Source organism: Streptomyces sp. NPDC001770, assembly GCF_053596135.1.
Genome location: NZ_JBSFFN010000034.1, coordinates 43169 through 55575 on the forward strand (window position 1 = coordinate 43169; position 12407 = coordinate 55575).

A 12407-nucleotide genomic window follows, 5' to 3' on the forward strand; every position below is an offset into this window, starting at 1 on the left:
GAGCGGCCCGGGTGTGACGAGGCGGGCCCGGGTGTGACGAGTGGTGCCGGGGTGTGACGAGGTGCCCGGGTGTGACGAGGGGGTGCCGGGGCGATGGGCGCCCGGGGCACCCCTTCGTCATGGCCCCGACGGGGCCGGAAACCGGGTTGTGCCGGCCCGGTGAGCCCGGTGGGCTACCTCCATGGACGGAACCACGGAGCCGGTACGCCGCCGGGCGGGGCCAGGACGCGAGCGCACGGCCGCCCCGCGGCGGGCACCCTGGTGCGTGCTCGCGGCCCTAATACTGGCCGCCTTCACCTTCAACACGGCGGAGAACCTGCCCGTCGGCCTCCTGGAGGTCATCTCCGGCAATCTGCGGGTGCCGGTGCAGGCGGTCGGGCTGCTGGTCACCGGGTACGGCGTGACCGTGGCCGTCTCGTCCCTGCCGCTGGCCCACGCCGTGCGGGCCGTGCCCCGGCGCCATGTGCTCACGGGTCTGCTGGCCGCGCTGGTCGTGTCCAGCCTCGCCGCCGCGCTGGCCCCCTCCTACGGGATGCTCCTCGGGGCGCGACTGGTGACCGCGCTCGCCCAGGCGCTGTTCTGGGCGGTGATGGGGCCGGTCGCGGTGGGCCTCTTCGCGGCCGAGGTCCGCGGCCGGGTGATCGGGGCGCTCTCCGTCGCCGGCTCGCTCGCCCTCGTGCTCGGGGTGCCCGCCGGCTCCTGGCTGGGCCGCCAGAGCGGCTGGCAGGTGCCGGTCGCCCTGACGGCCGCCGCCGGTACCGTCTCCCTGGTGACGATCGCCGTCCTGCTGCCGACCTCGCGTCCCGAGGACGAGCCCGCCGCCTACGGAATCCGTCCCGACGTCCGCCGGTTCGCGGTCGTGCTGGTGTCCGGGGGCCTCTCCGCCACCGGGGCGTTCGCGGGCTTCACGTACGTCGTGAAGTTCCTGGGTGACGTGAGCGGCTTCCCGCCCGCCGCGGTCGGTGTCCTGATCATGGTGTTCGGCGTGGCGTGCCTGGCCGGGGTGACCGTCACCGGGGTGCTGCTGGACCGCTTCCCCCATGCCACGCTGCGCGCCGCCCTGGCCATGCAGGCGGTGGGGTTGCTCGGCCTGTACGCGGCCGGTACCGAGCCGGTGGCGGCGGTGGTGTTCCTGGTGCTGATGGGCGGTGCGCTCGGCCCGGTGTTCATGGCCACCCAGAACGCGATGCTGTACTGCGCCCCGGGCCGCACGGACCTCGCACTCGCGGCGAACTCGGGTTCCTACAACGCCGGTATCGCGGCGGGCGCCGCACTCGGCGGACTGGTCCTGTCCCACGCCGACGTGCGGGGCGCCTTCCTCGCAGGCGGCCTCCTCCCGGTCGCGGCCTGTGCGGTGGCTCTCCTCGGAGGGGCACCGCGCAGGCGCACCGGACCGTGAGGGACGGGGCGGGCGGACACGGCGAAGCCCGGGCCGGGACCTCGGTGAAGAGGTCCCGGCCCGGGCTTCGTCCATGCGGGCTGCTGCGCGGGCCGGCTCAGTACCAGCTGTTGGCCTGCCAGAAGTCCCAGGCGGCGCACGGGCTGCCGTAGCGGCTGTTCATGTAGTCCAGACCCCACTTGATCTGCGTGGCGGGGTTGGTCTTCCAGTCGGAACCGGCGGACGACATCTTGGAGGCGGGCAGGGCCTGGACCAGGCCGTACGCGCCGGAGGAGGCGTTGGTGGCGCTCGGGTTCCAGCCGCTCTCGTGCGAGACGATGTTGCTGAAGCACTGGAACTGGGCGCTGTCACCGATCATCTGCTGCGCCGTGGCCTGCGCGCCGGTCGCGGCGGTCGTCGCGGTGGGCGTGGCGGCGGACGCCGTACCGGCGCCGAGGGCCAGGCCACTGCCACCGAGGAGTACGGCGGCACCGACGAGGACGGTCTTGCGGCCTGCGATGCGGGGCTGGGCGGAGAAACGACTGGCGAACGACACGAAGAAACCTAACGTCGGGGGCAGGTGGCGTCGCGGGCCGGGTCCGTGGTGAATGATCCGGGCGTCCCCACCTGGGCCCTGGTGACCGGATGACGGTCGAGCGGGCCACCGAGGTGTTCGGCGACAAGAACCATGGTTAGCCCCGTCGTTCGGCGCTGGCAATGCCCTCCCGACGGCGGCCGTACGACCCCGACTCGGACCTCGGGCCCAAGGTCCCGAACCAGGACAAAGGGGAGTTGAGGCAGCTCAGGGACGGTGCGAAAGGGGCGATTCAGTCACTGGTGTCGCTACTATCCGGCTTGGGGGAGGACCTTGTGCCTGTGGGTGTCCTCACGCCGCCGGGACCCTCGAATGTGACCTGGGCCTCGAAGGAAGCGCGCCGGGTCGCCCGGCGGAGCGCCCGCAGGAGTACCGGCCCCACGGCGAGCGTCAGCACCACGGTCAGCGCCGCCCGGCCCAGGTCCCAGCCGAGCGAGGTGGTCAGGCAGTACGCCAGGAAGCGGACCAGGTTCTCGTGCACCGGGTCGCCCGCCACGAAGGAGATGCCCGAGCCCAGGCCGGGCACGATCGTCCAGCCGTACAGGTTCATCACCGTGCCGTAGAGCAGCGAGGCCGCCGCGCCGTACGCCGCGAGCATCGCGGTCTCCGCCCGGCCGCGCAGCCGCTCCGGCCCCGGCAGCAGACCCGCGCCCATGGTGAACCAGGCCATCGACAGCATCTGGAACGGCATCCACGGCCCCACCCCGCCGGTGAGCAGCGCCGACGCGAACATCGTCACCGCACCCAGCACGAAGCCGAAGCCGGGCCCGAGCACCCGCCCGCTGAGCACCATCAGGAAGAACATCGGTTCCAGCCCCGCCGTCCCCGCCCCCAGCGGGCGCAGGGCGGCACCGACCGCCGCGAGCACCCCGAGCATCGCGACCGCCTTCGCGTCGAGGCCGGCGTCCGCGATCGTCGCCACGGCCACCGCCACCAGCAGCGGCAGCAGCGCGCCGAAGAGCCACGGCGCGTCCTGAGCGTGCGCGGTGCCGAACGCGGGCCCGGCGAGCAGCGGCCAGCCGAAGGCCGCCACCCCCACCGCGCCGACCAGCACCAGCGCCACGACCGAACGCGGCCCGAGCCGGACCGGGCGGACCCGCCGGCCGCCGGTCGCGGCGCCCTGGGGGTGCGGGGAGGCTTCGAGGCGCGCGGGGCCCGTCACGCGCCCGCCTCCAGGGCGGTGCGGACCTGGTTCACGGTGAGCCACTCCTGCGGGGCGAGGATCTTCGCGGTCTGCGGGGCGTACGCGGGGGAGGAGACCACCACCTGCCGGGTCGGGCCGTCCGCGACGACCTCCCCGCCGGCCAGGATCACCACCCGGTCCGCCAGTTCCGCCGCCAGCTCCACGTCGTGGGTGGCCAGCACGATCGCGTGCCCCTCGGCCGCCAGGCCGCGCAACACGCCGACCAGCCGGGACTTGGCCGCGTAGTCGAGCCCCCGGGTCGGCTCGTCCAGCAGGATCAGCGGCGGCCGGGCGGTCAGGACGAGGGCCAGTGCCAGGGTCAGCCGCTGGCCCTCGGAGAGGTCACGGGGGTGGGTGCCGTCCGGTACTCCGGGCAGCAGACGGGAGACGAGGGCCCGGCAGCTGCCCGCCGGGGCGCCCGCGTCGGCGTCGGCCGCCGCGCACTCGGCCGCCACCGTCTCCGCGTACAGCAGGTCGCGCGGCTCCTGCGGCACCAGCCCGACCCGGCGCACCATCGTGCGCGGGTCGGTGCGGGACGGCTCCAGGCCGCCCACGCGGACCCGCCCGGCGGTGGGCGGGACCATACCGACGAGCGCGCCGAGCAGGGTGGACTTCCCGGCGCCGTTGCGCCCCATCAGGGCCACGGTCTCGCCGGCCCGGACGTCCAGGGTCACCGCGCGCAGCGCCTCCACCCGGCCGCGCCGCACCCCGAGCCCCTCGGCCCGCGCCAGGGGCGCGGTGGGGTCGGGGGCGGGCGCGGAAACCGTCTGCGCCCGGCGTGCGCGCCGGAGGCCGAAGAGACCGGTGCGCACGCTGGGCGCCGGAGCAGGCGTCGGAGCGGGGGCATCGGCAGGCATACCGGACGCGCCGTGCGCGCCGGGCGCGAGGCGTACAGGGTGCGTGGGACACCCGGGCAGCGGCGCCGCCACGGCGGGCGACCGGCCGGCCAGCCGCTCCCGCAGCCCCGCCGCCCGCCGCCGGGCGTCGCGTACGGAGAGCGGCAGCGGGTCCCAGCCGGCCAGCAGCCCCAGTTCGGCGACGGGCGGCCGGACCGGTGAGACGGCCATGATCTGCGCCGGCGCACCCACGACCGGCGCGGCGCCGGGCGCGGGCAGCAGCACGACCCGGTCCGCGTACTGCACCACGCGCTCCAGCCGGTGCTCGGCCATCAGCACGGTCGTGCCCAGGTCGTGCACCAGGCGCTGGAGCACCGCGAGGACCTCCTCGGCCGCCGCAGGGTCCAGCGCGGACGTCGGCTCGTCGAGCACCAGCACCTTCGGGTGCGGGGTCAGCACCGAGCCGATCGCGACCCGCTGCCGCTGGCCGCCGGAGAGCGTGGCGATCGGCCGGTCCCGCAGCTCCGCGAGCCCCAGCAGGTCGAGGGTCTCCTCCACCCGGCGACGCATCACGTCCGGGGCGAGCCCCAACGACTCCATGCCGTAGGCGAGTTCGTCCTCCACGGTGTCCGTGACGAAGTGCGCCGAGGGATCCTGGCCGACCGTGCCCACCAGATCGGCGAGTTCGCGCGGCTTGTGGGTACGCGTGTCCCGCCCGCCGACCGTCACCCGGCCGCTCAGCGTCCCGCCGGTGAAGTGCGGCACCAGCCCCGGCACCGCACCGAGCAGCGTCGACTTGCCGACCCCGGACGGGCCGACGAGCAGCACCAACTCGCCCTCGGGCACGGTCAGATCGATGCCCGACAGGGTGGGCTCGGCCGCGCCCTCGTACCGTACCGATACCTGCTCGAACCGGATCACTGGTCCTCCTTCGGATGCGGCGGTACGGGGGCGGCGAACGCGGGCAGCAGCCCGGCCAGGATGCCCGCGGCGGGCCACAGCGGCAGCACCGGCGGGGCCGGCGGGACGACCCCGGGCCGCAGCGCCGCCGGGTCCACCGAACCCGCCCGGATCATCACCGCGGCCACCAGCACACCCGACCCCGCCACCAGCCACGCCCGCACACCCCACCGGTCGGGGCGGTACCGGGTGCGCACCGAGCGCCGGCCGCCCAGCCGCAGTCCGGCCATCGCCGCGACGAGCCCCGCGAGGAGCAGCGGCAGCCCGTAGACCGCGCCCTCGGCGGCGAGCAGCCCGTACGTACCTGCGCACACCCCCAGCAGGCCGCCGAGGGTGAGGACGTCGGTGGTGTGCCGGACGCGGGCGGGCACCCGGGCGGTCCGCCCGTACCCCCGCGCGTCCATCGATGCGGCCACCGCCACCGACCGCTCCAGCGCCCCCTCCAGCACCGGCAGGCCGATCTGGGCGACCGCCCGGATCCCGCCGGTGGGTCGGCCCCGCAGCCGCCGGGCGGTCCGCAGCCGGGCCACGTCCGCGACCATGTTCGGCGCGAACGTCATGGCGACGACGACCGCCACCCCCGCCTCGTACAGCGCGCCCGGCAGCGACTTCAGCAACCGGGCGGGACTGGCGAGGGAGTTGGCCGCGCCGACACAGATCAGCAGGGCGGCCATCCGCGCCCCGTCGTACAGCGCGAAGAGGAGCTGCTCCCCGGTCACCCGGCCGCCGATCCGGACACCCTCGGCCCAGCCGGGCAGCGGCACCTCTGGGAGCGTGACGAGGGTGTGCGTGCCCGGGATCGACGACCCCAGGAACGCCGAGAAGACGAGCCGCACCCCGACGACGAAGAGGCCCAGCTTGACGAACGCCCCGTACGAACGGGCCCACGGCGCGTCCGTACGCCGGGCGGCCACCACATAACCGGCCACCCCCACCAGCAGCCCGAGCAGCAGCGGGTTGGTGGTGCGGGAGGCGGCGGTCGCCAGGCCCAGCGCCCACAGCCACCACGCGCCGGCGGGCAGCGCGTTGCTCCGGTGCGCCCCGGGCGCGCGCAGGCCGCGCGCGCGGCCCGTCGCGGCGGGAAGGCGGCTCATCGCCGGCGGCGCGCCTGGAGGACGGCGGCGGCGCCGAGGACCACGACGGCACCGATACCGGCGAGCACACCGACGGAGGGGCCCCCGCCGTCACCGCCCGACGCGTTGGAGGAGGCGGCGGACGAGGCGGCCGGCGAACTCGCGGCGGGAGCCGTCCCGGTGGGCGCCGGCGAGGTGCCGCCCGAGATCTGCTCGCCGCAGCCGGTCTGCGGATAGCCGGAGATGGCGCAGAGCAGCGCCGCGCTGTCGTACCGCAGCGGCTTCGCCACCGAGGCCAGCGCATCGGCGGTGCTCGCGTCCGGTGCGACCCGGGCGCAGGCGGTACGGAGCGCGGGCGGCTGCTCCCCGGCGGGGGCGTCGGCCGCCGTGCCGGGGTCGATGACCAGCGCGACGCGCTTGCTGCCGTCCTGCGCGGGGGTGTCCCCGCAGACGGCGGCGAAGCCGGGGGCGTGGCGCGGCCGGGCCGCGTCGCCGGAGTCCTCGCTCACCGCGAACCGGAAGCCCTGCACCGCCCCGTCCTCGGGGCGGACCAGGGACGGCCCCTGGGTGGCGTACGTCCACCGCGAGCCGTCGCCCTCCCAGAAGGACCAGTAGCGGTACCCGGCGGCCTGCGCGGTGCCCGCGACGCAGAGCGTCACGACCGCCGCGAGTGCTGTCAGCGCCACGAGCGCGGCAGCCCGGCGGAGGACTCCGCCGGGCGTGCTCCGGAACGCGGGGGTGGTCACCGGCCGTCCTTGTCCTTGCGCCGGTTGCTGAGCAGGAAGCCGATGCCCGCGCCGACGGCGAGGCCGACGCCGATCAGCCACCAGACGCTGAAGCCGGAACTGCCGGTGGAGGCGGCGGCGGGCTGTGCGCCGGTCGGGGTCGGCGAGGGCACCGCGGTCGCGGCGGGCGCCGGGCCGGTCGCGTTGAGCTGGGCGACGAGGTCGGCGCCGCCGAAGTCGCGGGCGTCGGTGCCGGTCGCGTGCGCCGCGAGGATCAGCTGCGCGTACGCGGCCGGGCCGGACTGCTTCGCCCAGGCGGCGGAGTTCTTCTCCAGCCAGGTGACGGCGGACGCCGCCTTGTCCTGGTGGCCCGAGGCGGCGAGCGCCACGACGGCGTCGGCGGTGTTGCCGAAGTCGGGCTGCGGTTCGGTGGTCTCCGAGCCCGGCATGGGCGCCTGGTCGAGGTGGCCGGAGGCGAGCGCGGCGGTCAGCCAGTGCGCGCCGTTCTGGGCGACCTGCTCGGCGGTGAGGCCCGTGCCGGGGGTGCAGACGGGTGCCTTGCCCGGGTTGTAGCTGCCGGCCGCCAGGCCCTTGCCCATGGTGCCGAGCACGGCCGCCGCGGTGGCGTCCGCGTTGGCGGCGAGCACGCCCTTCTTGTCCGGCTGGTAGGCGAACGCGCCGCCGTCCTTGCCGCCGCACGGCAGCGCGAGCCCGCGCAGCACGTCGTACGGGGTGTGCCCGGCGGGCGAGGTCACGTCGGTCAGCTTCTTGCCCGCGCGGGCGAAGGCGCCGACGACCACCGCGGTCGAGTTCGCGTCGCTGGGGCTGCCGGGGGTGTAGCCCCAGCCGCCGTCGTCGTTCTGCACGGACGCCAGCCAGTCGATGCCGTTCGCCACGGCCGTCTTCTCACCGGTCAGCTCGGCGAGCGCCTGCACGGCGGCGGCGGTGGAGTTCGTGTCCGTCATCGTCTTGGCGTCGCACGGCTTGTGGAAGTCGCGGTAGGCGGGGAAGGCGCCGCTGTCGCACTGCTGGAGCTTCAGCCAGTTCACCGCCTCCACGGACGGGGTGACGAACTCGATCTTCTGGGCCAGGAAGGCCAGCGACTGGCGCCAGACCCCGTCGTAGGCCGGGTCCGAGGTGCCGTAGAGACCGGCGTGCGGGTCGGCGGGCACGGAGACGGAGCTGGAGGGGGAGGGCGACGGGCCGGAGGACGAGTCCGCCAGCGCCGCCGGGGCGGCGGACGCCAGGAGCACGGCGGTGGTCGCGAGCGCGGCTGCGCTGCGGCGTACGGTCATGACTGGCGAGGGCCTCTCCTGCGGGGGCCGGGCGCGGGCACGTGACCGGTGCCGGGCTCGGCTCCGTCTGTTGCGACGGATGCGGACCACCGGACCTCCCGGCGGCATCGGCCGTTCGCGCCCGTGCCCCGGATTCCGCCCGGAGTGCGGGCGGTTCACGGACGGCCACGGCCCGGTGCGGACCGGGGCCCGGTGGAGAGCGGTACCGGTTTGCGCCGGAATTCCCCGTACGGGCGTGATGAACGACGGGTTCACTCTACCGGGGGAACCGGGGCCGGCCCCGAGGCCGGTCGCCCTGAGGGCCCCGGGCCACGGGGCGGGCCCCGGGCCGCGGGCCGGACTCCCGGGGCATGGCCACGGGGACGGGCACCCAGGTCAGGGGGCGGGCCCGGGCCGCGGGGCGGGCCGCGGCGCCGGTCTCAGCCGGGCGTCACCGGGTCCAGCAGCCGGCAGACCGTCTCGATGTCCGTCCGCACCTGCTCGGCCCCCGCGCGGCCGGACAGCCAGGAGGTGAGGGTGCAGTGCCAGGTGTGCTCGACCACCCGCACCGCCGACAACTGCCCGGCGTCCGGGTCCGTCAGCCCCGCCGCGTCCAGGACGATCTCCGTCACCAGCCGGGAGACGGCGTCCACCTCGGCGCTCACGCCCCGGTCCGCGAAGGTCAGTGCCCGCAGCATGGCGTCGGCCAGCTCCGGTTCGCGGCGCAGCGCCCGGAAGGCGCGCAGCAGCGTCGCGGCGGCCCGCTCCCCGGGGGTGCGCCCGGCCGGCGGGTGGTCGGCCAGTGTGGTGCTCAGCAGCCGCAGCCGGTCGTGCAGGGTGGCGACCAGCAGATGCACCTTGGACGGGAAGTAGCGGTAGAGGGTGCCGAGGGCGACCCCGGCGGCCTCCGCGACCTCGCGCATCTGCACGGCCTCGAAGCCGCCCCGTCCGGCGAGTTCCGCGGTGGCGCCCAGGATGCGGGCGCGGCGGGCCCGCTGGCCCGCCGTCAGAGGAAGTGCGGGTGGCCGGGCGTCAGCGGTCATGAGGTCACCTCCGTGCCGTGGCGTGAATCACCTGATCCGGTCGTCACACCGACGCTACCTGCCGGTAGATTCGATCCTCATTGGACGGGTCGGTCTGAAACTTGTTCCAGATTATCGGCAGCGGTTACGCTCCGGAAAACGCAGTGATGAAGGGGGCCGGGAGTGACCGCCGAGGCCATGGAGACGGACCCCGGCGCGGGACGCGGCGCCCCCGCCGGAGCGGACGACCGCCCGTTGCGGATCGCCCTCCTCACGTACAAGGGCAACCCGTTCTGCGGCGGCCAGGGCGTCTACGTCCGCCACCTCGGCCGCGAGCTGGCACGCCTCGGCCACAGCGTCGAGGTGATCGGCGCCCAGCCCTACCCGGTGCTCGACGAGGGCGTCCCGCTCACCGAGCTGCCCAGCCTCGACCTCTACCGGCAGCCCGACCCGTTCCGGACCCCCGGCCGTGGCGAGTACCGCGACTGGATCGACCTCGCGGAGGTCGCCACCATGTGGACCGGCGGGTTCCCCGAACCGCTCACCTTCTCGCTGCGTGCCGGACGCCATCTGCGGTCCCGGCGCGGCGAGTTCGACGTGGTCCACGACAACCAGACGCTCGGCTACGGGCTGCTCGGCGACCTCGGCGCCCCGCTCGTCACCACCATCCACCACCCCATCACCGTCGACCGCCGCCTCGACCTGGCCGCCGCCACGACCCGTGTGCGCGCCCTCTCCGTACGCCGCTGGTACGGCTTCACCCGCATGCAGAAACGGGTCGCCCGCCGGCTGCCGCACGTCCTGACCGTCTCCGGCTCGTCCCGCCAGGAGATCGTCGACGACCTCGGAGTGAGCCCCGGCCGCGTCGACGTGGTCCACATCGGCGCCGACACCGACCTCTGGTCGCCCGACCCCTCGGTCCCCGAGGTGCCCGGGCGGATCGTCACCACCTCCAGCGCCGACGTCCCCCTCAAGGGGCTCGTCCACCTCGTGGAGGCGCTCGGCAAGGTCCGGGCCGGCCACCCCGACGCCCACCTCGTGGTCGTCGGCAGGCGCGCCGAGGACGGCCCCGTCGCCCGGGCCATCGAACGCCTCGGCCTCGGCGACGCCGTCGAGTTCGTCAAGGGCATCAGCGACGCCGAACTCGTCGACCTGGTGCGCGGCGCCCAGGTCGCTTGCGTCCCCTCGCTGTACGAAGGGTTCTCGCTGCCGGCCGCCGAGGCGATGGCCACCGGCACCCCGCTCGTCGCCACCACCGGCGGGGCGATCCCCGAGGTCACCGGCCGCGACGGGGAGACCTGCCTCGCGGTGCCGCCCGGCGACCCCGACGCCCTCGCGACCGCCCTCACCCGGATGCTGGACGACCCGGGGCTGCGCGCCCGACTCGGTGCGGCCGGCCGCGACCGGGTGCTCGCCAACTTCACCTGGGCCAGGGCGGCGGCCGGCACCGCCGACCTCTACCGCCGGGCCATCGCCGCCCGGGGAGCCCGCAGGTGACCCCACCGGACTCCGTTCCCGCCCGTGCCCGTACCACCGACATCGAAGGCAGGCCCCCGTGCTGACCGTCGACTTCACCCGCTTCCCGCTCGCCGCCGGTGACCGTGTGCTCGATCTCGGCTGCGGCGCAGGCCGGCACGCCTTCGAGTGCTACCGGCGCGGCGCCCAGGTCGTGGCCCTGGACCAGAACGGCGAGGAGATCCGCGAGGTCGCCAAGTGGTTCGCCGCGATGAAGGCCGAGGGCGAGGCCCCGGCCGGCGCGACCGCCACCGCGATGGAGGGCGACGCCCTCAACCTGCCGTTCCCCGACGACTCGTTCGACGTCGTCATCATCTCAGAGGTGATGGAGCACATCCCCGACGACAAGGGCGTCCTCGCCGAGATGGTCCGCGTCCTCAAGCCCGGCGGACGCATCGCCATCACCGTGCCCCGCTACGGCCCCGAGAAGGTCTGCTGGTCCCTCTCCGACGCCTACCACGAGGTCGAGGGCGGCCACATCCGCATCTACAGGGCCGACGAACTGCTCCGCAAGATCCGCGAAGCCGGACTGAAGCCGTACGGCACCCACCACGCGCACGCCCTGCACTCGCCCTACTGGTGGCTCAAGTGCGCCTTCGGCGTGGACAACGACAAGGCTCTGCCGGTCCGCGCCTACCACAAGCTGCTGGTGTGGGACATCATGAAGAAGCCCGCGGTGACCCGGGTCGCCGAGCAGCTGCTCAACCCGGTCGTCGGAAAGAGCTTCGTGGCGTACGCGACGAAGCCGCACCTCCCGAAGGCAGAGGCGTGACTCTCCCCGAACGGACCGAACACCTCGTACTGCCCGGTGTCCTGACGCCGGATCAGGCATCCGCGACCGTCGCCGCACTGCTCGGCGTGCAGTGCGAGGACGGCGCGCTGCCCTGGTTCCGCGGCCACCACCTCGACCCGTGGGACCACACCGAGGCCGCGATGGCCCTCGACGCGGCCGGCGAACACGAGGCCGCCGAAGCCGCCTACGAATGGCTGGCCCGCAGCCAGAACCAGGACGGCTCCTGGTACGCCGCCTACCACGACGGTGATCCGGAGCGGCCCACCGACCGCAGTCGGGAGTCCAACTTCTGCGCGTACGTGGCCGTCGGCGTCTGGCACCACTACCTCGCCACCGGCGACGACGCGTTCGTCGACCGGATGTGGCCGATGGTCTTCGCGGCCGTCGAGTTCGTCCTCGGACTCCAGCAGCCCGGCGGCCAGATCGGCTGGAAGCGCGAAGCCGACGGCACCCCCGTCACCGACGCGCTGCTGACCGGCTCCTCCTCGGTCCACCACGCCCTGCGCTGCGCCCTCGCACTCGCCGAACGGCGCGAAGAGCCGCAGCCCGACTGGGAGTTGGCGACCGGAGCGCTGGCGCACGCGATCGTCGCACACCCGGAACGCTTCCTGGACAAGAGCCGCTACTCGATGGACTGGTACTACCCGGTCCTCGGCGGCGCGGTCACCGGAGCCGAGGCCCAGCGGCGCATCGACGAGCGATGGGACGAGTTCGTCGTCCCCGGCCTCGGCGTACGCTGCGTGCTGCCCAACCCCTGGGTCACCGGCGGCGAAAGCTGCGAACTCGCCCTCACGCTCTGGGCGATGGGCGAGTCCGACCGGGCCCTGGAGATCCTCCAGTCCATCCAGCACCTGCGCGAGCCCGGCGGCCTCTACTGGACCGGATACGTCTTCGAGGGTGAACGCGCCTTCTGGCCCGAGGAACTCACCACCTGGACCGCCGGATCACTGCTGCTCGCGGTGGCCGCGCTCGGGGGGGACGAGGCGACCACCGCGGTCTTCGGGGGAGAGCGGCTGCCGAGGGGCCTGGAGCCGGACTGCTGCTCCTGACCGG

11 protein-coding genes are annotated in these 12407 nt (G+C 74.9%); 4 read left to right on the plus strand and 7 right to left on the minus strand.

From position 1 onward, the window contains the following. The first annotated feature begins 181 nt into the window (after positions 1-181). Entirely contained in the window at positions 182-1399 is a 1218-nt protein-coding gene (locus ACWCSV_RS26715) for an MFS transporter (protein WP_451146351.1), read from the plus strand. A 97-nt stretch (positions 1400-1496) separates the two neighbouring features. Here ACWCSV_RS26715 and ACWCSV_RS26720 read toward each other — a convergent pair whose 3' ends face one another. The 7 genes from ACWCSV_RS26720 to ACWCSV_RS26750 all read right to left on the minus strand — a co-directional run bounded on the left by ACWCSV_RS26720 (position 1497) and on the right by ACWCSV_RS26750 (position 9067). Then, the gene (locus ACWCSV_RS26720) at positions 1497-1934 is read right to left on the minus strand and encodes an aggregation-promoting factor C-terminal-like domain-containing protein (RefSeq protein WP_451146353.1); all 438 of its coding nucleotides are present in this window, start codon (positions 1932-1934) and stop codon (positions 1497-1499) included. Positions 1935-2205: 271 nt separating this feature from the next. Next, positions 2206-3135: an ECF transporter S component gene (locus ACWCSV_RS26725; protein WP_451146355.1), complete on the minus strand. Its 930-nt coding sequence runs from the start codon at positions 3133-3135 to the stop codon at positions 2206-2208. Then, entirely contained in the window at positions 3132-4913 is a 1782-nt protein-coding gene (locus ACWCSV_RS26730; protein ID WP_451146357.1) for an ABC transporter ATP-binding protein, read from the minus strand. The genes ACWCSV_RS26725 and ACWCSV_RS26730 overlap by 4 nt, the downstream gene beginning before the upstream one ends. Then, positions 4910-6046, minus strand: a complete 1137-nt coding sequence (locus tag ACWCSV_RS26735; RefSeq protein ID WP_451146359.1) for an energy-coupling factor transporter transmembrane protein EcfT — start codon at positions 6044-6046, stop codon at positions 4910-4912. Before ACWCSV_RS26735 ends, ACWCSV_RS26730 begins: the two co-directional genes overlap by 4 nt. After that, positions 6043-6771 carry an SCO2322 family protein gene (locus ACWCSV_RS26740; RefSeq protein ID WP_451146361.1) on the minus strand — a complete coding sequence of 243 codons (729 nt, stop codon included), beginning with the start codon at positions 6769-6771 and terminating at the stop codon, positions 6043-6045. Before ACWCSV_RS26740 ends, ACWCSV_RS26735 begins: the two co-directional genes overlap by 4 nt. Continuing rightward, a complete protein-coding gene (locus ACWCSV_RS26745) occupies positions 6768-8045 on the minus strand; it encodes a prenyltransferase/squalene oxidase repeat-containing protein (RefSeq protein ID WP_451146363.1) in 1278 nt (425 codons plus the stop codon). The genes ACWCSV_RS26740 and ACWCSV_RS26745 overlap by 4 nt, the downstream gene beginning before the upstream one ends. Before the next feature lie 419 nt (positions 8046-8464). After that, positions 8465-9067 (minus strand): TetR family transcriptional regulator, encoded by a 603-nt coding sequence (locus tag ACWCSV_RS26750; protein ID WP_451146365.1) that lies wholly within the window; start codon positions 9065-9067, stop codon positions 8465-8467. 162 nt (positions 9068-9229) lie between these two features. Between ACWCSV_RS26750 and ACWCSV_RS26755 the strand changes: the two genes are divergently transcribed. Genes ACWCSV_RS26755 through ACWCSV_RS26765 form a run of 3 tightly spaced genes read left to right on the plus strand, consistent with a single transcriptional unit; the run spans position 9230 to position 12403 of the window. Then, positions 9230-10543 (plus strand): glycosyltransferase family 4 protein, encoded by a 1314-nt coding sequence (locus tag ACWCSV_RS26755; RefSeq protein WP_451146367.1) that lies wholly within the window; start codon positions 9230-9232, stop codon positions 10541-10543. Continuing rightward, positions 10434-11333: a methyltransferase domain-containing protein gene (locus tag ACWCSV_RS26760; RefSeq protein ID WP_451146369.1), complete on the plus strand. Its 900-nt coding sequence runs from the start codon at positions 10434-10436 to the stop codon at positions 11331-11333. Before ACWCSV_RS26755 ends, ACWCSV_RS26760 begins: the two co-directional genes overlap by 110 nt. Then, positions 11330-12403: a prenyltransferase gene (locus ACWCSV_RS26765; protein WP_451146371.1), complete on the plus strand. Its 1074-nt coding sequence runs from the start codon at positions 11330-11332 to the stop codon at positions 12401-12403. The genes ACWCSV_RS26760 and ACWCSV_RS26765 overlap by 4 nt, the downstream gene beginning before the upstream one ends. Positions 12404-12407 lie beyond the last annotated feature (4 nt).